Raw genomic sequence first — 19,416 nt, 5'->3', positions numbered from 1 at the left:
TGCCATGGCCCGAAGATCGACCTTGCCTCTTCGCCTGCAGCCCATGCTGGCCACGCTGACGGACGCGCCGTTCGACGATTCCGATTGGGTCTTCGAGGACAAATTCGATGGTTTTCGTATGGTGGCCGAAATCCGGCGTGGTCGGGTCGCGCTCTACAGCCGTAACGGGAAGATCATCAGCCACTCCTATGTCGAGGTCGCGAAAGCGCTAGAGGGCCTGAAGGCGGATGCCGTGATCGATGGCGAACTCGTCGCGATCGGCAAGGATGGGGCCTCCCATTTCCAGTTGCTCCAGAACGCCTTGCGCCATGAGGCCAAGCTTCTGTACTGCGCGTTCGATCTCATGTTCGCGGACGGCCAGGATCTGCGCGCGCTGCCGCTCTTAGAGCGCAAGAAGCGGCTCAAGGCCATCCTGCCGCGCCACAAGCTGATCGCGTTCAGCAGCCACCGCAAAGGCAATGGAACGAAGTTCTTCGCAGAAGCCGAGCGAAGGCGTCTCGAAGGCATCATGGCCAAGCGCGCCGACAGCCCCTACGCGTCCGGACGCCGGACCGCCGATTGGTTGAAGGTCAAGACCGCGCAGCGGCAGGAGGTCGTGATCGCCGGGTTCACGGCGCCTAGGCGAACCCGGCCTTTCTTCGGCGCTCTCGTGCTGGCGGTACGCGAGGACGAGGCATGGAAGTACATTGGCCACGTCGGCACCGGCTTCAGCCACCAGGTTCTCGGAGAGCTTCACGGCAAGCTCCTGAAGCTCAAGACGCCCAAGTCGCCCTTTCCCGCCAAGGTAAAGGATGAGCAGGTCACGACCTGGGTGCGTCCTTCGTTGGTCGCCGAAGTGAAGTTCGCGGAATGGACCAGCAAGGGAGAGCTACGTCAGCCAGTCTATCTCGGCCTGCGGTCCGACAAAAAGGCTAAGGACGTCGTTCGCGAAAGGAGTTGGTCGCGAAAATAAGGCACCCGAGGCGGAGCAAAAAATCCTGATCAGCCGGCCTCGCGCTCGGATGCGGAAGGCCACGGCGGCAGGGGCGGCAACCCGAGAGCCTTGCGAACGGGTCCGAACGACCTCCGGTGAGCTGCGCATGCACCAAGCCTGGCGAGAGCTTCGTAATGAGCTGGCACCGGATAGCCCTTGTGATCCGCGAAGCCGTAGCCGGGATGTCGGACGTCGAGAGTCCGCATGACCGTGTCGCGCTCGACTTTCGCCAGGATCGACGCAGCGGCGATGCTGGCGGACTTGGCATCGCCTTTGATGATAGACTGCTGGGGCAGGTCGATTTCCTTCAACCGCTTCGCGTCGATCAGCAAGTGCTGCGGCGTCAATCCCAGCCCCCTGACCGCGCGGTGCATGGCCTGGATGCCCGCCCAATAGATGTTGATCGTGTCGATCTCCTCGACTTCGACGAACGCCACACACCAACTCTCCGCCTTCGCCTTGATCTCCTTCGCCAGTTCCTCGCGAGCCGAAGCGTCGAGCTTCTTCGAGTCGTCGATTCCGACGATCCGCGTGCCAGGTTTCAGGATCACGGCACCGGCGGAGACCGGCCCGGCGAGAGGGCTCATTCCGGCCTCGTCCACGCCTGCTACGGCATGATGGCCGCTTTCCCAGAGGGAGGTCTCGAAACGGAGCATCTTGCGGAGGCGCTGGCCTTCGGACCTGTTTTCGAAACGCCGCTTGTCGATCGAAGCCAAGATAGCACGGGCTCCAGAGCGGGGGTCGGCCCGCAGAATCTGCTCGACGCTGGCCTCGAGCGGTCTTTTCTCGACGACATAGCGCTGACGCAGCACATCGAGTGAATATCGGGACATGGAAGCCTTCGCGGAGACTGATTGTGGGGGAGCGTGTCGGTGAACTTTGTGGCGATTGTCTGAAGCTAATCTACGCCGCTGAACGACGCGCTGCGCCTTGCCGAAGGAACCGGTCCGGCATCCGCCTCGCATCCACCGATCTCAGAGCGGAACCAACCGGTGTCTTCATCCCTTTTCGAGGAGTGGAGCCTCGATCTCAGGGTGCTTCCGAGGGACAGGCCCATGCTCCGAGAGACTCGCAACGAAGAACAGGTTCTGGACCGCACCGCCGAGGTCGCAGCCACCATTGCGGAAGAAGGCCTTCGCTATGTCAGCGACTCCGCGCCCGGCTACACCCGCAAGCGGACGGGGACTACCTTCAGCTACTACGACAAGGACGGCAAGCGCATCACCGATGCCGCCGTCATCCGACGCATCGAGTCCATCGGTATCCCGCCGGCCTATGAATCCGTCTGGATCTGCCCCTCGGCGAACGGCCACATCCAGGCGACGGGGCTCGATGCGCGGGGCCGCAAACAATACCGCTACCACGCGAAATGGCGCGAGCTGCGCGACCAGAACAAGTACGAACACATCATCCAGTTCGCTGCCGCGCTGCCCGCGCTGCGCGACCGTGTCGCGGCCGACATGAAGCTGGAAGGACTGCCTTGCGAGAAGGTTCTGGCCACGATCGTCAGCCTTCTGGAGAAGACTTTGATCCGGGTCGGCAACGCCGAGTATGCCGAGAAGAACAAATCCTACGGTCTCACCACGATGCGACGAAAGCACGTTGCGGTCGGCCGCGGCGTCCTTCGATTCGACTTCACGGGCAAGTCGGGCAAACAGTGGAAACTTCGCGTCGAGGACAAGCGGATTGCCGCTATCGTGAAGCGCTGCGCGGAAATCCCAGGACATGAGCTCTTCAAGTACCTGGACGACGACGGGCAGCCGCGTACCGTCGATTCCGGCGACGTAAACGCCTACATCAAGGACATCACTGGCGCGGATTTCAGCGCCAAGGATTTCCGGACCTGGGCAGGGACGGTTCTGGCGGCGTTGGCGTTGACCGAGTTCAAGAAGTACGACAGCCAAGCCGAGGCGAAGCGCAACGTCGTCGCCGCGATCGAGAGCGTCTCGAGGCAGCTCGGCAACACGCCGTCCATCTGCCGCAAGTGCTACGTGCACCCGGAAGTTCTGAACGCCTACATGTCCGGTGATCTCGTCAAGATGATCGAAGCCAAGATCGCGCAGAAGTTCAAGCGCCAATACGCCAAGCTCACGCCGGACGAGATCATGGTTCTGGCGTTTCTTGCGCAAGCGTCTCGATTCTCTGAAGGCTCCCGTCTAGGGCGCGTGCTCAGGAACGCGAAGTCCGGTTTCCGGAGTAGAGCGGACATGCCCAAAGTTGTGAGGAACGTCGGCCTTTGACCCGGAGCGGACGTTGGCCGTCCACTGCGACATAGGCACTTACACGAAGGCATCCGAGGATTCACTGTCGCTTTCGAGACGCTAACAATTGGCGGATGTGATCCAGAACGGGCCGATAATCCAGTCGTTTCGCTGCGATTGGGCCTTCATTGCAGAGATCACCCGCGAGCGCGAGGACCTTGCCGACAGTCGCGCCTAGCATTGTTTTCACTGCTGGGTAGTTGCTCCTTATCCACGCAGAAAGAGCAAACCCGGAGCCGGTAGGACCACCCACGTCTATCAAGGCAACATCGATGCTATGTTGGCCACCTTCGAGGCATCCACGAGCCTCGTCGTGCTGAGTTGCTTCGACGACGCGGTAACCGCACTCGCGCAGGTACTCCGCCAGCGGATGACGCACGAGCACGTCTTGTTCGACGATCATTACAGTTGCTGCTTGCATGTTGCTATAGCGCTGGGCCGAGCATCTCCGCGATCAGCACTGCGATCCGCTTGGGGTCGTAGGGTTTGCTGATGAACCTACCTATGCGGCTCGCTGCGCTCTCCAATTCGACGCTTCCTGAGGCAACGAGTATAAGCAGCATCGGTTGCATGTTCCGCACCCTCCCAGCCAATTCGAGGCCATCAAGGGTTCCCGGCATGCGGATGTCCGTTATCAGCGCGTCGATCCGCTCGCCAGATGCGATGTAGTCCATCGCATCATCTGCGGTGCTCGCCTCGACGACCTCAAACCCTATCTCTCGGAGCTGCTCTGCAACGTCTAATCGGATGAACCATTCGTCCTCTACGAGCAGGACCCTGACGCGCCGGCTCGCTAGCAGCTCTTGGGGGACCATCGTTGGCTCCTGGGATGCTGTCGGCTAACCTACAGAGTGATGCAACGTTCCAAATCATTGAGCCAACTACCGTTTATCAGCTTCGGCGTGGACGAGTGCATATCGCAGTTTAACTCGGAGCGGCCCTAACATATGTTACGTCCGAAATGCCTGGTGGGGGCCGCTCGGTCCTGTTGGCCTACGCGCTCCGCCCGGTGGGCGCTCACGTCGGCTCCTGGCCCCTAGCGAACGTTCATTTGGCCATCGTCGATGTCTGCTTTTGAAGACACTGCGCACTTAGCCGTGTTGGACGATGCTCGATTTACAACTACACGCTCTAGTCCCGCGATAGGTCTCCGATGGCGCTCTCCGCGATCGGTTGCAAGCTGGCCTTAACGACACGGGTCCCGTCGGCAGAAGCGAGTCCTTACCTCGAATTGGGTGATGGGCGTGGTCCGTTGGGAAAGCTCGCGGCTGGCCGTAGCCCCCGGGACGGCTGCCATCCTCATCCCGCCCTTGCCGGCTCGGTAGACTGCTCCATGTATAACTGGGCGGCCCGATGGCCGAATCGGAGCGCGTTCGGTAGGTTGGAGCGGCATGGCCGCAAACAAGGTAACGGCGGTACGCTTGGGGCTGGGGAGGCAACCGACGGTCCGGGACTTTCAAAGCCGCCCAGCTCCGCTGGCGGCTTTTTTTCGGCTCGACCTCCTTCAGGAGGCATTCGCCCTCGATCGTTCACGGGCCTCACGGCGACGCTCCCGGCGCTCGCCCCGCCGCTTGGCACGATCCGCGGGCTGCCGCAGCGGAGGAATGCTCTCGGGCAGGGACGGACTGGAACTCTCCGACGCGGTCACGTGAGCCGTCTCTGACGCCGCCGGGCGGGCCTCCATGACCTCAAGCACGGCCCGCCCTTTGGCGGTGATCTTCCATCCTCCGCTTAGACGTTCGACAAGTCCTTGGGACCAGATGTCGAGGCCGGGCGCCTTGGCCGCGAGCCGCCTCGTCCGGTCCGCCCAGTCGCGACCGCTCGTCGCCAGGATAGCCATGTCACGCTTGAGGTCATCCATCACAGCAAACCCGTCCGGATACGCCGCCAGGATTTTCAGGACCGTCACCTGGAAGTTCATGCCCGCCCCCCGGCCGTCACTAGCGCCACATGGTGGGCGCGTGTGACAGCGCCTTGCTGCCGACCTGTCTGAGGTCGTCGGGAGAGAGCTCGCCCCTGGTGGCGGCCTCTAGAATCTTCGATGCCACTTGCGTTCGCGCCCCGATCTCGCGGTGCGGAAGCCCCTCGCATATTTCGTTGAAGACCGCGCGCAAATGCGCGGTGGTTTCCGTATCGAACATAAGGTGCCCCCAAGAAGGGAAAGCGGCATCTTAGCCGAATTTTCCCGGTTCTTGGATTCAGGCATGTTAATCGGGATGCGGGTCTGAGCCAAACGGCGGCCGGGGACCCGACAGGAGAATTAGCGGCATTGGGTGCGCGCCTGATTTCGTCAAGAGCGTTGTCTAACTTACAGAGAATCCGGCGAAATGGTCCAAACCGCCGTGTGCTTGATCTCGGTGTCTTCTAGGTCGCGGGTCACCGGGACGCGATAGTCGGCGAGTCGGACAAGCTTTGCCTTCGGAAGGAAATAGCGCCCGGGGTCGCCGATCAAGATGGTCGCGCCGGCGCGTGCATGGTCGGCCAGAAATGCGAAGGCACGCGCCGCGGTGTCCTGCTCATAGAAAATGTCGCCCGCGAGGATGGTCTGCCATCGGTCATTTGGTTGAGTGTCCAGCACGTCCTTGCCACACGACGTGAGGTGGACCTGGTTGACCTCCGCATTGAGTTTGGCCGCCGCGATCGCGAAGGCGTCGATATCGGACACTGTCACCCTGGCCGCGCGGGCCTTCATCGCCGCGATGCCGACGAGTCCGGAGCCAGAAGCGATATCGAGCACCCCCCGGTCCCGCACGATATCGGGATGATCGAGAACGTAGCGCGCCAGCGCTTGGCCGCCCGCCCAGGCAAAGGCCCAGAAGGGCGGGGGAAGGCCGGCCTCGTTCAGCTCGTCCTCGGTCTGCTGCCAGAGCGGCACCGATTCGTCGGCGAGAAAGAGCGCGATTTCCGGCACCAGCGGCACCGGCCGCAGCCGGGTGTTGGCGCGGATGAAGGATTGTGGGTCGGCGACGAGGCTGACTGATCCTTTTGGTGGCAAGTGGAAGCACTCTTCTAACCTAACCTCAAGCGCGTGATGAAGGCGGGCTCTTCCGCCGTCGCCCTCTGCCTTCGGCAGCCTTGCGCTGGATCTCAGCCTGCAGCTTTTCCTTGATCTCTGGCGAGGCCCATTGCTCCTTCATCTTGGCCAATGCCTGGTCGGAGTAGCATGGATGCCTCGATTTTCCGAATTCGAAAACGTGTGACATGACGGGATCATGGTCGATCTTTAGCATCTCTCGTAAAGTCTTGCTTTGGTTCGTGTTCAGACCAAGCCTTTGCGCCAGTTCAGTCGGCGTGTATCGATATTTCTTCCGAAGGTCGACTTCGCGAACGGCCGCTGCGCTGGAAGGGTCGTCGGCCGCAAGGCGATGGACCGCGATGCCTTGGTTCTTCGTGAAATGAACCGTCAATTCAAGTGCTGTACCGGTTAGGCCGGTCTGCATCGTCTTGAGACGGGGGAGAACGTCGCCCCAATTCTTGTTGCTCTTGAGAGCTTTTTCCACCCGCGTGATGTCTCGTTCCGAGATTTCCACCTCGTCAGCAACATGCGCTTCCATCGACAGCAGAGTTCTAATGCGTCCCCGCGCTTCGTCGCGCTGCCTTCTTCCAGGAGCCAACAGCTCCTTTATGAGTTTACATTCGCGATCCACCAAGACATCGAATTGTGCCTCAGGCATCGTAGATACAGGGAGAACTCGGGTAGGCAGATGGTCCGCGAGCTTTTCGCCGAACTCCCGTGCGAGGACCTCGTCGATAGCTGTGACGAGACCCCGTGCATGCAAAAAGAGGACGTCTTCGGGTACCGTTATAAGCCAATGCTGCTCTCCATCGCGCATACTGTCGACAGCCCGAAACACTCCGGCTTGGGTTTCATTGAATCCGCAGTGCTCTCGGGCAAGATTTAGGCACTTTTTGAACCCGACCGAATGACCTTTTTGGGGATCCTGGATGTTGACTTGACGCTGGACCAAGCAGGCCTTGAGAAGCATCTCACAAGCGTGCTGCAGATGAAGGAGCGTCTTTGTCGTTCGGCCATCCTCACTGAAGCCATTGAAGGCTTCCAAGCCGATCTTCAGTGACGAAATTGCCTTTGCCTTCAGGCTTTTTGCTTCGCGGCGCAGCTTCATGACGTAGCCTTCGATCAAGCTCGGGAGCTACCGCGCCGATGCAATCGCGCTGAGGGCCTCGTCGAGAGAGAAGGTGGTCGAGGTACCGTCGGCGAAACGGACGCCGAGGCAACGGGGGTAGCCCGCGCTCCTCTTTTCCATGGTCGGAAAGAATCCTGTCACCGCGGACGGCACTGGGAAGTGGGTGATTGCGCAATATCGTTCGTACAGTAGCTTAAGCTGGTCGAACCGAGCTTGCGTCACGTCCTGGTTCAACACTCCCTCCGTTCGGAACGGATCAAAGTGCTTCTTCGCGAGCGTAATGGTAGCGAACTCAAGCGACGGACCGAGCTTCACCGATTTGGACATGTGAGGATTGGCTCCGATAGTGTGCATCCACATCAAATCGCAACCAGTGGGCGACAGCAACGACACTTTAGCCGAACAGAGTCCGAGGGCCGGTACTATCCTGAGGGAGTCTCTTCAGCTCGTCGATGTCGGCTGGGCGCAGATGCCGCCAAGGGGCGGCGGCTACACGACGACCTACTACACGGCGCCGGTGTCCTACGGCTAACCAACGCTGTTGGTGCGTAGGATTCACCACGCAGATCGCGGCGCCCGTGACCTTCCTGAACTGCCTCGAAAACAGCTGAGATTGATGGTACAAAACTACCGTATCGGTGGTACACGCTGGTGGTCACAAATCAGGGCCGGGCTTTCCAGGAATCCTTGTTTTCCGGCGGATTACGCGCAACCGCGGCCAGGGGGAAGAGAGTCCCACTCTCTACGCCAGCGCCGGCTCGCCCCCTCGGCGGGGGGCATCGTTCATCATTTTGAGTACGAGTTAGCTGCCGTTAGTGCTCTAATTCCGTCCAACACCACCCGGCTGGCCCGGCAATCATCCTCGTTGTAGTCCAGTATGCGCTGTCGGATCAGGGGGTCCCCTCCCCGGCACCAGCGGTCATACCATTCGATTGAGGCCGCGCCGGAGGGGTGGGTATCCCGCCAAGCGAAACCCAAACACTTGGCCAGCGACTTGATCGAGTGGTCTCTGGTGGGCCACTCGGCCGCCTTCAGAACTACATCTCCATAAAGATCTACTGCCCGCCCCGGATCGAAAATATCTTCCACGTGTTCAGGTGAGCAGATCTCCGGATACTTCTGCTGCAGCTTGCGGTAAATGGTGCGTTCGTACTTCGAGTAATAGTAAATTCCCGCGCTTACTCGGGCATCCAGATAATCAAGAGCCGCAGCGAAAGCGTCGCGCTCCGCCCCGCGGGTGGCTTTGTCTGCGAAAAATCCTTTGAACCGCTCGCTGCTATTGTCACCGTTCCTTCGCTCAACAAAACCGTGGAGATAGCAAATCCCGCGGAGTGGATCGACCTCGATATCGAAAAACAGCTCGAGGGAAAAGACGCCCAATCTTATCGGCCGTCGCAAATATGGCTTAGGCGAAGAGGATTTGAGCATAACGGCACGTGCGTGCAGCATGCGAAAACGTTCCGCTCCAATGCCGGCAAAAGCCGTCTTCTGGCCCCTTATGAATTCTTGAGGATTTATGTTGGAGAAAGCGCTCACCGTCGCAATGCGTTCCCGCATGGTGTCGCGGTCGGATCTCCGGAGAAGCGGAATCAATGTCAGATCGTCCGCTTCAGTAAGCTTAGCGAGACAGAACGTGTGCCAATGACAAAGTTTGCAGACGCTGGCATAGCCAGGCGTCGGCACGACTTGTTTCGTAAGTATAGAGCGCGCGTTGGCAAGCGCCTTTTCGTAGTCGCCCCAAAGCCTGGAAGGGCCACGGAAATCGTACTCGACCTCGTCGCCTTGAACGTCCAAGACGAACGCCCGGCGTCCCGCCGATAGTTTCAACCTCTCGAGAATATCGACGTACAGCCCGAGCTGGACGGAGTAATGGCGTTTCGGTCGACCGCCATGGCGCTCGTCGCCACCCTCTGTGGCGCGCCCTGATTTGATGTCGCCTGGAACGTAGCCGCCGATTTCTTTGCGCAGCAGGTCCGGTTTCCCAAGTAGATCATCTGCCCTTATGCATCCGCCGTAGATGAGGGGCTCGCCGTTGATCATGGCATCAAGCGTCAATCGCTCCCGATCAAGTTCGCTCACGTCGGAGAGATCGACAAAGGGGATCTTTAAATTGGCGACCGTTTGCTGCTCGAACAACGTTCCACGTTCCCAAAGCAGCCGGACAAATGCACTCACCTCGTCTCGCCTTGCGGGGTCGCCGAATGCATCCATGGCAACTCGCTGGGGGCATTCGACGAGATTGTACAGAATAGAAGCTGTAACGGGCACGGAACGCTCCAGAAGCTCTCCATTGCGAACATGAATGTTCGCACCTCTCGATAAGCCAACACAGGTATCTTAAGAGGCATGAAGCAAAGGAATGAGCTACAGCTCGCCGCTATCCCACGCCCGCACCAGCGGAAGATTGGAGTTGCTTAAACACCGGGAAGTTCAGCAGCAGACGCCCATCTCGACAGGTCGCCTCCTGCGGGCAAGGCTCTTGAGAATTGCGCTATTTCCGAATAACGTGCCAGCAGCGCAGGGACGCGGACAAAAGTTTTGCTTGGCTAGGCGGCGATCACCAAAAATTCTGGTGGTTGAATCCTTGGCATTAAGGATTATTGCTGTGGCGTAGCTAATGAAGGCGTGGCAGAGAGACAGTCGCACGCGTCCTTTTATGCGTGGCAGGGCAAGGATTCATAGGCAAGTCGTGACTGAAGCTGAGTCCTTCGCAAAACACCAGAAACGCGTTAAGGCTACTTTTGGCCGTAACGTGAGGGACTTGAGACTGTCCCTCAAGCTAAGCCAAGCCGACTTGGCCGACGACGCCGGTATCCGTCGCGCCCTGGTAAGCGAGGTCGAGCGAGGAGAGGCCAATCCGACACTCGACTCGATCGTGCGTATCGCATTGGCGCTCGATGTCGAGCCGGCTGAGCTACTGAGCGTGGGCCGGTAGATTAGTCGACCGAAAGATATCGGACCGAACGATCTCACGAACTTTCGACGAAACCGGGACGTGCGCAGCGCCACAGCTTCGACGCAATTTTGTTGTACGCTATATAGTACATAGAATGAGCGTCATCTTGCGCGAATTTTTTGACGGTGTCGATTGGGAGACGTCCTAGCTCTCCTAACTTTAGAATATCGGGGCCAAATCATGCTTACTCAGTCGCCGATACCTCGGCTCCCACTCGCACGTCCCTTTTTATTCACCAGTCCGAAATGCCGTGCCGCAATACCAGTGCACGACATTCTCCTTCGCCATGCACTGGAGCAAGCTTCTCTGGATTCTTCTGTTCTCGCGATCCACCATCGGCGTGGTCCTGAGATCGAGTGCCCCCCTGTCTCACTGAGTGGCGTGGTTCTTCGGCGGGGAGATGGTGCATATCTCCTACGCGTGCATCAAAAGCGCCCTGAGCGCAGCCAGGAGGATCATGACTCTCTCAAATTTGTTTTGGATCGTCATGGCCTGCGGCTGCTCGAGCGGGATGCCGAGGATCTTTACCGTGAGCCGCTGTTTTCGAATGCGCGGACGATCTGGTCGCATGCGGGCCGGCGCGTATCGCTAATGGAGAGACTGAAGATTTCGATCGCTCTTGAGGACGGACCGAAAACGCTCCTCGAACTCGAAAACCTCACGCGCATCCTTGACGTCGCGGGCTCGATCTGCGCGCTCGCTTGCGAAAACCTTTTAAGGCTCGATCTCCATTCTCAGCGCCTTGGGCCCGGTACACTTGTACTTGGACCGTAGACTCTCTTCGACGCGTGCGAGGGGAACATTGTCCCTGCAAGGCGCGCATCGCCGCTCTTTCCGAACATCTGAGATAAAAGTCTGCAAAGGATATGATCGTGCGGCTGTGGACTATGTCCGACATTCATATTGAGCTGACCCGCGGCTGGGACCTCTCACCCCCAGCGGAGCGGCCGGCCTTCGACGTCATGGTGATGGCCGGCGACCTAGTCCCTCGCATGGAGCGTGGCGTCCGCTGGCTCATGGAGCGCGTCCCGGACAAGCCGGTGATCTACATCGCGGGCAATCACGAAGCCTATGGTACGGACGAGACCCGCACCGTCGAAAAGGCCATGCAGGCCGCGGCCGGCACGAACGTCCATGTTCTTCAGAACCGGACCGTCGCGTTGGAGGATCACAAGGGAAAGGTGACGTTCGCCGGCACGACGATGTGGACCGATTTCGAGCTGCACGGCGACCCCGTCCGCGCGATGGCGGTGGCCAACGACAGGATGAATGATTTCCGCAAGATACGCACCGGCGGCTACCGGCAGCGCTTCCGCGCCCACCACGCGTTGGCGCGCCATCGGCAGTCGCGTGCCTTCCTGGAGGCTGAAATGCGCAAGCCGCGCGAGCCCGGGCACCGCCTGGTGGTCGTGACGCATCACTCTCCGCTGCCCGGTCCTCCCGACGGGCGCGCCGCTCCGGCGGGTCGGCTCTCCGACGAGGAGGTGCTCGACGCCGCCTACCGCAGCGACCTGACGGCCTTGATGGCGCCGCAGCCGGCGGCCGATGGCGCGAGCGCGTTGCAACCGGCGGACGTCTGGCTGTTCGCCCATACCCACGAAAATTTCCGGGCCGTGATCGGCGAGACCTTGGTGGTCAGCAATTCGAAGGGGTACGGGCCGTGGCCGCCCAAGGAGCTCCGCTGGGAGAACCCGCACTTCGACCCGAACTTCATTCTCGAGATCTGAAAGGGGACGCCATGACCGACGCACACGACCAGAAGCGCAACGAGACCACCCTCCCCGTCAACCAGGTTTCGAGTGCTCCGACATGCGCATCCGCAGGCTCCTCAGGGGCCGCCCCGATTTCTTCGTATCCGCCAAGGCACCTGCCCCGATCCCGGCACGACATCCTGCTCTTCGAGCGGGCCTCGTCCAGGCGTCGCTCGACCCCCGAGTTCGCGCGATTGGTCACGTTGCGACCGCACATGTTGCGTCCGTACCGGTAGATCTCGACGCCGTCGTCCTCACGCGAGAGGACGGCCGCTTCGTCCTCGACGTCGTACCTGCGCGCAGGCTCCGTGATGTCGACGAGGAGGGGATCGTTCAGATCGCGCTGCGCGACCTCGGCCTCAAGAAAGGCGTCGTCACGGCCGAGGACCTGAAGGCGGAGCCGCGGCGCTCCAACGTGGACCAGGTCTGGTCGCACAATCGTCGGTTCGTGCCGCTCGGCCTGCGGATCCGCATTCTGCAGGTGCTGCGCGACGACGGGCCCATGGAGCTCGTCCGCCTGTTGGAGAGCATCCGATCGGACCGTGATCCGACGCCGTCCGTGCTGTCGCTATTCTGCGACGATCTTCTCGAAATCGATTTGATGTCCGCTCCGCTCGGACCGCTTTCCCTTGTGAGGTCTCGTTCATGAAGAAGTCCGCTTCCCGCCGCACTGCCAAGAAGCCGGCTATCGCCTACCGAATGGTGCCCAAGCGCCTCGTCGACCTCAGGGCTACGCCCAGGGCGGCGTTCACGAAGGGAGTTCTCGACGTGGCGACGCGCAAATTTGTCGACCTGAAGCCGCCGGCGGAAGACTTCGAAATCGAGGCCGGCGATCCGGATGAGGAGGCCGCGCCGCCCAAACCGCGGAAACGCGGGCGGCAGTCGGCCATTACTGCAGTCATCGGCGCGGCCTTCGAGGCGTCGGTCTCGAAGGAGGTCTACCGCAAGCTGGAGCACAATCAGGCGCTCGCGACCATCGTGCTGGTGCCGTCGCCCGCCTGGGTCGGGCCGATGAAGGATTATTTCCGCTCCAACTTCGGCGGCCGCTGGCTGCTGATCGCCCGGGACGGCAAGAACCGCACCCAGAACAGCGACGTGGGGTCGGACGAGGTCTCGCGCGAATTGGCGCGTGGATTGTGCGTAGCGGGCATTTCCGCCGACGCCACGCTGCTTCCGCGCGCCTTGCTCTCCGCCGTCGACATCACGATCCGCGTCGGGGTGCCCACGCCGGCGGTGTTGGGGGCCGCCATCGCGTGCTTCGCCAAGCGGTCGCCGAAGAACCTCCCGCCCGGGCTGGGCATCGGTCTCGATCTGCACGACATCGTCGCCTGCTTCCGGCCCGGGTCCGGCCCCGCGAAGATCGCACAGCGGCTGCAGACCGCGACGCTGGCGTCACGGGGTGAAACCATCGAGGACCGGCTGCCTGCTTTGGAGGATGCCGTGGAATACGGAGAGGCGAGAATTTTTGGCTTACAACTTGCGCGGGATATCGCTGCCTTCCGCGAGGGAAGGGCCAAGTGGAGTGACCTCCAGAAGGGAATTTGCCTGGTGTCAGAGCCGGGGTGCGGGAAATCGCTTTACGCGCGCATTTTGGCCCACGAATGCGGGGTTCCCATCATCGTTACGAACGTCGCAGAATGGTTCACAAAGAGTGGATATTTAGATGATGTGATCCGATCGATGAGGTCGGTTTTCGACCGCTGTGCTGCGCTGGCGAATCCTTGCGCGATCGCCTTCCTGGACGAGATTGACGCCGTCCCGAATCGGGACGACTTCAACTCCTCGAATTCGGGCTCGCGCAACAAAGACTACTGGTTGCCGCTGATCACAGACCTGCTTCTCAGGCTGGATAATTCGATGGGATCGTCGTCGACGGGTTCGCCGCGCCACGGCGTCATCGTGGTGGCGGCGACCAACAATCCGCATGGCGTCGACCCCGCGCTGTTGCGTCCCGGCCGCTTGGAGAAGATGGTCAGGCTCGAGCGCGCGGACGCCGCCGGCGTCGAAAACATGCTCCGCTTCCACGTCGCCGGCGACTTGCCCGATCGTCATCTGCCGGAGATCGCCGAGATGATGGAGCGCTCGACGGGCGCGGAAGTCATGGCTTTGGTGCGCGAGGCGCGCCGCATTGCCCGGCACGCCGGGCGCCCGCTCGCAGTGGCAGATCTTAGGGCGGCCATGCTGACGGCCGATAAGATCCCGTCGAAGACCGACTGGCGCATCTGCGTCCATGAGGCGGGCCATGCCGTCACTGCGCTCGCGATCGGATTCGGCAGGCTAAGCCATTGCGTCGTGGGCGCCCGCACGGGCAGCGCCAATCGCACGTTGGTCCAGGCCGATGCGAACGACCTGCCGACGCGGCGCACGATCGAGGACCAAGCCACCATGTTCCTGGGTGGGCGCGCCGCCGAGCGGGTGCTGCTCGCCACCGGCGAATCGATCGGCGGGGGTGGAGATGAGGGCTCCGATATCGGGCTCGCCACGGAAGCAATCGCATCTCTCCACCTGACTTGGGGCGTAGGCGGGACCATCGCCTTCCTCGGCTCCCGGAAGGACGCATTGGAAGCGGTCCGTTACGACCGCTCGCTGCGAGAAGTCGTCGAGGCCGACCTGCAGAGACTGCAGCAGCGCGCGGGCAAGATCGTGGACAAGTATCGGGATGCCGTCGTCGCCGTCGCGAAGGCACTGCAGCGCCGCCGTCACTTGAGCGGCGACGCCGTGCGCACGATCTTCGAAGCGCATCCGCCCGTCCGCGGCTCGAGCAAGACGGAACTGCAGCCGTGATCGCGGCCGATATCGCCAATACGCTGCACCAGGAAGGCATGCGAGAGACCATGAGCATCGAATTCGTAGAACTTTAGCGACTCCGTGAACGGAACATCGATCGCTTCCATGCTATGGGGCGAGCATGACAGTCATACCGACCATCCTTTCCGCACGCCCGAGGGCGATGCGCTTCGTACGCCAGGCATAGACCGGCTGATCCGTTCGAAAGGATCCGCCGGCTCCGTCCGGCGGATGAGGTCAAGTCTCCTCGACGCGTCTCAAGTTCGCATCGCCTTCCGGCGCCCCTGCCGGTTTCCGAGGAGTTCGCCATGATACCTCGCGTCAAAGTATTCGGAGCTGACCTAGCTTCGTAATCCCGCCTCCCCGACCGCGCGATGCGTCCGGAGCGGGCCACCCTCCCCACAACGACCGAAGCCCTCGCCACGCGGACGACGCGATGTTGAGGTTGTCCGGACGATCCGCCCGGAGAGCCTCGCACGCGGACCATGCGCCCTGGAGTGACTTCGGCGAGCCCCACGGATGTCTCGCACGCGCAACGGCGCGCGATGTGAAGACGTCCGGGGAGGTGCATCAAACCTGATTGATCCTCCGCAGGAGCCGCGCCGTCGCGCGGCGACCGGAAGGTCTTGGGCGTCGCTGAAAAGCGAAACGCTCCTTCGCGTCGACGGACCGGGGATTCTTGGGCCCGGTCTTCCGCCGCCAGGAGCGTTGCCTTCGACATCCGGACGAACCCGATGGAGGGCCGTGGGCGTCGCGTCTCATCACCGCAGTCCATAGCCCGAAGTCGATCCCGAGGCAAACCCGCAAAAAGCTCTTTTGCGGGAACGGCGGAGCCTTGTCCGCGGCACGGTGAACAGCCTTCGACTGGACGTCGGAGACACCCCGCCCGCGGCAGCACCGCCTCCGAACCAGAGGAGGCGCACCATGTGCACCACGTCAACACCCAACCACGACCTCGACTTTTCCCGGATCGACTGGGAGGTCCTGGTCCTGCGCGATCCCGAGTGCGGGTCGGTCGCGCACTACCGAGTGACCTGCTCGGACCGGGAGACCGGCACCTTCATCGGTGAAGCGGTCATTCCGCCGGGTACGGACGGCGGCGTGCCCACCGTCACGGTCGGCGACGTCGTCGAGCTCATCGGCGGCTACCGGGTGGCTTCGATCATCGTGCAAATCGAGGCCGAGCGACTGGACCGCGTCAACCGTCGGTGCGCGGACCGCAGTCGTCGGCGCGGTCGATCGTGGCTGCGCCGAGTCCCCGCTTCCATCCTGGCCGAGCACGGCATCGAGACGCCGGCAAACCGAAGGAGGGTGCCATGACCGTTCGCGATCCAAGACGCCCTTCACGGGACAACTATACAGGACAGGTGCCGATGGCACGCTGCGGATGGAAGGGCATTCCGTTCGAGTCCATGATCGAGATGGACTTCCTGGTGGTGACGGATGCGTTCCTGCGCACGTTGCTCGGGATCGAGGCGCAGCCGTGCGTCGTCGAGTATTTCTTCGACGGCAAACACCGCAGGTGGATCCCGGACTTTGCTCTGGTGGTCAGCGACGACCCTCGCCGCATCCTCGTCGAGGTGAAGACGCTGCTCGACCTCTATCCGGAGGATGCCGAGGAAGCGGCGCACGCGCGCGCGAAGTGGGCGGCCATCGAGCGGGCCGCCATCAGCGCGGGCTACGGTTTCGCTCTCTACACGGAGAACGAGATCCGCGTCCAACCGCGCCTCGACAACGCGATGATGACTTCCGGGGTGGTTAGCAGGTTCTTTCCGAAGAACCGCATCCAGGCGGGCATCGACGGCGTCCTCAAGCTGCCGAACGGTTCGAGCGTGCTCGATCTCGAACGCATGATCGGCGGAAGAGGCGACGGTCTCGACGTCGCGATCCATCTCGCATGGCAGGGCCTCATCCGGCTCTCCCCGCGTCGCGAGTGGGATTGGGAAACGACGTTCGTCCGGACCCGACGACCCTTGTGACTAAGACCAGGTAAACGGACGGCTCGCCGCCCGTTTACCGATTCTCCGCTTCTTTCTGCAATCCTCGCGCGTAGGGGTAAAGGCGCAAATGTCCAATCGCGTGCTAACCGGCATCAAGCCGGACGCCAAAGTATTGCTCGACGGCATCCTGCACATCGCCGGCGAAGCGATCGGCGACGGCAGGATCTATCGGGATTTCAAGACCGGCGACGAACGTCTGCTCACCGGCGCGCAGCAGCGCGCCATGGCGATCGAGTTCAGACTGGTCCTCGACGAGCTGCCCGAAGACCTCGTCGACCACATCGCGCGCGCCCGCGCGACGGACTTCAAGGTCTTCAGCTTCGTGGACCGTACGATCGCGCTCCGGAGACTGCGCTACATCCGAGCGGTCCACGACCTCCCCGAAAACCTTCGCCGCCGCAAGAAGCACATCAAGAACGCGATCTCGACGGTGTTCGACGAACTCCGTTCGGAACTTGCGCCCCCGCTGGCGCCCGAACTGCCCGACGAAGAACACAGCGAGCCGCCTACGATAGAAGAGGCGGTCCGGGACAAAGTCGTGAAGCGGATCCTGAGGGACATCGAAGTCGACCAGCCGCCGCCGCCGACCGAAGCCAACCCGCCCAGCCCGCGGACGGTCCGACGCCTCTACCGACTCTACTACGCGTCAGGTCAGGACATACGCGTCCTGCTGCCGTTGCACTGCCTCAAGGGCAACCGCGATCCCCGCTACCCCGATTGGGTGCGCGAAGAGGTCGACAAGGCGATCGAGGAAGCCATCCTTTGCCCCACGCCGGCGACCCACGCCGACGCGCTGAAGCTCGCCTGCAACAAGATCACTAACAACGCGGCCGGCCGGGAACTGCCGGCGATCTCACGGGAACGCGGCGGAGAACGCCTTCTCGGCAAGAACCTCGTCAGCAGGCTCGTCGGACGCATCGGCCAGTTCAAGATCACCAACCGTCAGTTGGGAATCGACGAAGCGCGCCGCCGTTTTTCCGCCGTCGAGCTCGGCCCACAAGGGAAGTACGCCAATCATCAATGGGAAGTCGACCATACGCCGCTCGACGTCTTCGTCATCGATCCGTTCAGCGGAAAGGCCTACGCGCGCCCGTGGCTCACGGCCATCATCGACCGCTACAGCCGGTGCATCGTCGGATTCTCCCTCAGCTTCGCTCCGCCCTCCTGGGTAAGCGTCATGGACGCCCTCCGTATAGCGGTGTTCCCGAAGCACGACCTTATCGAAGGCCTCAACCGCGGGACGAAGGGAATCGTCAACGATTGGAAGTGCGAGGGCCTGCCGAAATTCCTCATCACCGATCACGGCCGCGAGTTCAAATCGCGTTCGATGGACGAGACACTCGACTTCCTCAGCATCAAGTCCTCCCAGACGAAAAAGCGCAAGCCCTGGCTGAAGGGCAAGATCGAGCGGTGGTTTGGGACGCTGGAAGATTTCATCCACAGCCTTCCAGGCACGACGTTCTCGAAATTCTACCAACGGGAATTCTACAAGTCTGAGAAGTTCGCGGTGCTCACGATCGACCAGTTGAACTGGATCATCGCGAAGTGGGTGATCGACGTCTACCATACCGGCGACCATCCCACCCTCCGGCTTCCTCGCGCCGAAGTCTGGTCGCGCAGCACCACGACCCAGCATGTCGTCCGGAAGGCGCCGAAGGAGCACTTCGAAGCGCTTATGGGCGTCGTGGTGAACCGCTGCCTGCGGCGAGGCGGCGTCAAATATCTCGGTCTGCGGTGGGACTCGAAAGCGTTCGCCAATCTGCGCGGAAGGCTCCCCCAGGACGCCGACGTGTCGGTGCGCATCGATCCCCGCGACTTGGCCAAGGCCTACGTCTGGGACGAGAAAAACCAGAAGTGGTTGACCGGCCACCTCAAGGAGCCGACGGACGCGCGCGGATATTCGCTGGATCAGTGGTTCTTCATCGAATTCAACCGCAAGAAGAACCAGAAGATCCACGGCATGGAGCGTGACCAGGCCAGGGCAAAGGCGATCGCCGACATCAAGGAATTCGTCGAGGGAATCCGCGCGGGCTACCAGAACAGCAAGGCCTACAAGAGGTATCTAGAATTCACCTCGCAGGGTCTAAGCGCCTGGGAAGCCGTGCGCCAGCCCGTGCACGATCCCGAGGACGACGGCCCGATGAAGCCGCACCGCGTCGGCGAGACCGAGGTGCGCGCCGAACCCTCAGAAACCGGTCCCTACCGGGACGCCACGCAGCCGCCCGCCGGAAGCCAAACTCTTCCGCCGCATTCGACCGACGATCACGAAGAATTCGATTTCGACGAGGACGTGGACGACGACGAGGACAAGAACGAGGACGAGGACGAGGCGGGTACGCCGCCGGCATCGGAGGCGGCGCCCCCACCCGGGCCCCCCCGTAAGAAGCCGACAAAACCCAAAGCGAAACCGAAGCCGGCAGTGGCGTCGCCCCGGCCCAAGGCCCCAAGCGATCAACCGGGCTCCGAGGACGAATTCGTCGAAGACGACTTCAACACCAAGGCCTCGGTGCGCTCGAGACCCATAGACGACGAGGAGTAGAGGG

General features: G+C 61.6%; 19 protein-coding genes. 10 read left to right on the top strand and 9 right to left on the bottom strand.

Features of this window, described 5'->3' with window-relative positions:
- Nucleotides 1–4: 4 nt before the first annotated feature.
- Complete coding sequence (ligD, locus tag ABIG06_RS15630) at nt 5–952, top strand: non-homologous end-joining DNA ligase (protein WP_424578334.1); 948 nt, start codon at nt 5–7, stop codon at nt 950–952.
- 29 nt (nt 953–981) lie between these two features.
- Here ligD and ABIG06_RS15625 read toward each other — a convergent pair whose 3' ends face one another.
- On the bottom strand, nt 982–1,806 hold the full coding sequence (locus ABIG06_RS15625; RefSeq protein WP_424578580.1) for a ribonuclease HII: 825 nt from the start codon (nt 1,804–1,806) through the stop codon (nt 982–984).
- A gap of 222 nt (nt 1,807–2,028) precedes the next feature.
- On the opposite strand from ABIG06_RS15625, the gene ABIG06_RS15620 reads away from it, so the two are divergent.
- Nucleotides 2,029–3,213 (top strand): DNA topoisomerase IB, encoded by a 1,185-nt coding sequence (locus ABIG06_RS15620; RefSeq protein WP_424578333.1) that lies wholly within the window; start codon nt 2,029–2,031, stop codon nt 3,211–3,213.
- Between the two features lie 61 nt (nt 3,214–3,274).
- On the opposite strand, the gene ABIG06_RS15615 is transcribed toward ABIG06_RS15620, so the two are convergent.
- The 8 genes from ABIG06_RS15615 to ABIG06_RS15580 form a co-directional block, all read right to left on the bottom strand.
- Nucleotides 3,275–3,637: a response regulator gene (locus tag ABIG06_RS15615; RefSeq protein WP_424578332.1), complete on the bottom strand. Its 363-nt coding sequence runs from the start codon at nt 3,635–3,637 to the stop codon at nt 3,275–3,277.
- Between the two features lie 22 nt (nt 3,638–3,659).
- The gene (locus ABIG06_RS15610) at nt 3,660–4,049 is read right to left on the bottom strand and encodes a response regulator (RefSeq protein WP_424578331.1); all 390 of its coding nucleotides are present in this window, start codon (nt 4,047–4,049) and stop codon (nt 3,660–3,662) included.
- Between the two features lie 689 nt (nt 4,050–4,738).
- Complete coding sequence (locus ABIG06_RS15605) at nt 4,739–5,155, bottom strand: hypothetical protein (protein ID WP_424578330.1); 417 nt, start codon at nt 5,153–5,155, stop codon at nt 4,739–4,741.
- 19 nt (nt 5,156–5,174) lie between these two features.
- Nucleotides 5,175–5,375, bottom strand: coding sequence for a hypothetical protein (locus ABIG06_RS15600; protein ID WP_424578329.1), 201 nt, complete (start codon nt 5,373–5,375; stop codon nt 5,175–5,177).
- 167 nt (nt 5,376–5,542) lie between these two features.
- Complete coding sequence (locus ABIG06_RS15595) at nt 5,543–6,163, bottom strand: class I SAM-dependent methyltransferase (RefSeq protein ID WP_424578579.1); 621 nt, start codon at nt 6,161–6,163, stop codon at nt 5,543–5,545.
- A 91-nt stretch (nt 6,164–6,254) separates the two neighbouring features.
- The gene (locus ABIG06_RS15590; protein ID WP_424578328.1) at nt 6,255–7,358 is read right to left on the bottom strand and encodes a hypothetical protein; all 1,104 of its coding nucleotides are present in this window, start codon (nt 7,356–7,358) and stop codon (nt 6,255–6,257) included.
- A gap of 27 nt (nt 7,359–7,385) precedes the next feature.
- Nucleotides 7,386–7,706: a hypothetical protein gene (locus ABIG06_RS15585; RefSeq protein ID WP_424578327.1), complete on the bottom strand. Its 321-nt coding sequence runs from the start codon at nt 7,704–7,706 to the stop codon at nt 7,386–7,388.
- 459 nt (nt 7,707–8,165) lie between these two features.
- The gene (locus tag ABIG06_RS15580) at nt 8,166–9,647 is read right to left on the bottom strand and encodes a TM0106 family RecB-like putative nuclease (RefSeq protein ID WP_424578326.1); all 1,482 of its coding nucleotides are present in this window, start codon (nt 9,645–9,647) and stop codon (nt 8,166–8,168) included.
- 349 nt (nt 9,648–9,996) lie between these two features.
- On the opposite strand from ABIG06_RS15580, the gene ABIG06_RS15575 reads away from it, so the two are divergent.
- The 8 genes from ABIG06_RS15575 to ABIG06_RS15540 all read left to right on the top strand — a co-directional run bounded on the left by ABIG06_RS15575 (nt 9,997) and on the right by ABIG06_RS15540 (nt 19,412).
- Nucleotides 9,997–10,314, top strand: a complete 318-nt coding sequence (locus ABIG06_RS15575) for a helix-turn-helix domain-containing protein (RefSeq protein ID WP_424578325.1) — start codon at nt 9,997–9,999, stop codon at nt 10,312–10,314.
- Nucleotides 10,315–10,599: 285 nt separating this feature from the next.
- Entirely contained in the window at nt 10,600–11,109 is a 510-nt protein-coding gene (locus ABIG06_RS15570; protein ID WP_424578324.1) for a hypothetical protein, read from the top strand.
- 92 nt (nt 11,110–11,201) lie between these two features.
- Nucleotides 11,202–12,062 carry a metallophosphoesterase gene (locus ABIG06_RS15565; protein ID WP_424578323.1) on the top strand — a complete coding sequence of 287 codons (861 nt, stop codon included), beginning with the start codon at nt 11,202–11,204 and terminating at the stop codon, nt 12,060–12,062.
- A gap of 82 nt (nt 12,063–12,144) precedes the next feature.
- Nucleotides 12,145–12,735, top strand: a complete 591-nt coding sequence (locus tag ABIG06_RS15560) for a hypothetical protein (protein WP_424578322.1) — start codon at nt 12,145–12,147, stop codon at nt 12,733–12,735.
- Nucleotides 12,732–14,870 carry an AAA family ATPase gene (locus ABIG06_RS15555; protein ID WP_424578321.1) on the top strand — a complete coding sequence of 713 codons (2,139 nt, stop codon included), beginning with the start codon at nt 12,732–12,734 and terminating at the stop codon, nt 14,868–14,870. The genes ABIG06_RS15560 and ABIG06_RS15555 overlap by 4 nt, the downstream gene beginning before the upstream one ends.
- A gap of 927 nt (nt 14,871–15,797) precedes the next feature.
- Nucleotides 15,798–16,193 (top strand): hypothetical protein, encoded by a 396-nt coding sequence (locus tag ABIG06_RS15550; RefSeq protein WP_424578320.1) that lies wholly within the window; start codon nt 15,798–15,800, stop codon nt 16,191–16,193.
- On the top strand, nt 16,190–16,852 hold the full coding sequence (locus ABIG06_RS15545) for a TnsA endonuclease N-terminal domain-containing protein (protein ID WP_424578319.1): 663 nt from the start codon (nt 16,190–16,192) through the stop codon (nt 16,850–16,852). The genes ABIG06_RS15550 and ABIG06_RS15545 overlap by 4 nt, the downstream gene beginning before the upstream one ends.
- Before the next feature lie 88 nt (nt 16,853–16,940).
- Nucleotides 16,941–19,412, top strand: coding sequence for a Mu transposase C-terminal domain-containing protein (locus tag ABIG06_RS15540; protein WP_424578318.1), 2,472 nt, complete (start codon nt 16,941–16,943; stop codon nt 19,410–19,412).
- Nucleotides 19,413–19,416 lie beyond the last annotated feature (4 nt).

It is taken from the genome of Bradyrhizobium sp. USDA 326 (assembly GCF_049739485.1).
Lineage (GTDB): Bacteria > Pseudomonadota > Alphaproteobacteria > Rhizobiales > Xanthobacteraceae > Bradyrhizobium.
Note: the sequence above shows the minus strand (reverse complement) of the source record. Positions and strands in the feature narration are given on the sequence as shown.

Excerpts from the sequence above, each read along its gene's own strand:
- ABIG06_RS15565 (WP_424578323.1), top strand. The coding sequence starts at position 11,202 with ATGATCGTGCGGCTGTGGACTATGTCCGACATTCATATTGAGCTGACC.
- ABIG06_RS15590 (WP_424578328.1), bottom strand. The coding sequence starts at position 7,358 with ATGAAGCTGCGCCGCGAAGCAAAAAGCCTGAAGGCAAAGGCAATTTCG.
- ABIG06_RS15605 (WP_424578330.1), bottom strand. The coding sequence starts at position 5,155 with ATGAACTTCCAGGTGACGGTCCTGAAAATCCTGGCGGCGTATCCGGAC.
- ABIG06_RS15560 (WP_424578322.1), top strand. The coding sequence starts at position 12,145 with ATGCGCATCCGCAGGCTCCTCAGGGGCCGCCCCGATTTCTTCGTATCC.
- ABIG06_RS15545 (WP_424578319.1), top strand. The coding sequence starts at position 16,190 with ATGACCGTTCGCGATCCAAGACGCCCTTCACGGGACAACTATACAGGA.
- ABIG06_RS15585 (WP_424578327.1), bottom strand. The coding sequence starts at position 7,706 with ATGTCCAAATCGGTGAAGCTCGGTCCGTCGCTTGAGTTCGCTACCATT.
- ABIG06_RS15610 (WP_424578331.1), bottom strand. The coding sequence starts at position 4,049 with ATGGTCCCCCAAGAGCTGCTAGCGAGCCGGCGCGTCAGGGTCCTGCTC.
- ABIG06_RS15600 (WP_424578329.1), bottom strand. The coding sequence starts at position 5,375 with ATGTTCGATACGGAAACCACCGCGCATTTGCGCGCGGTCTTCAACGAA.
- ABIG06_RS15555 (WP_424578321.1), top strand. The coding sequence starts at position 12,732 with ATGAAGAAGTCCGCTTCCCGCCGCACTGCCAAGAAGCCGGCTATCGCC.
- ABIG06_RS15625 (WP_424578580.1), bottom strand. The coding sequence starts at position 1,806 with ATGTCCCGATATTCACTCGATGTGCTGCGTCAGCGCTATGTCGTCGAG.
- ABIG06_RS15575 (WP_424578325.1), top strand. The coding sequence starts at position 9,997 with ATGAAGGCGTGGCAGAGAGACAGTCGCACGCGTCCTTTTATGCGTGGC.
- ABIG06_RS15615 (WP_424578332.1), bottom strand. The coding sequence starts at position 3,637 with ATGATCGTCGAACAAGACGTGCTCGTGCGTCATCCGCTGGCGGAGTAC.
- ABIG06_RS15550 (WP_424578320.1), top strand. The coding sequence starts at position 15,798 with ATGTGCACCACGTCAACACCCAACCACGACCTCGACTTTTCCCGGATC.
- ABIG06_RS15540 (WP_424578318.1), top strand. The coding sequence starts at position 16,941 with ATGTCCAATCGCGTGCTAACCGGCATCAAGCCGGACGCCAAAGTATTG.
- ligD (WP_424578334.1), top strand. The coding sequence starts at position 5 with ATGGCCCGAAGATCGACCTTGCCTCTTCGCCTGCAGCCCATGCTGGCC.
- ABIG06_RS15620 (WP_424578333.1), top strand. The coding sequence starts at position 2,029 with ATGCTCCGAGAGACTCGCAACGAAGAACAGGTTCTGGACCGCACCGCC.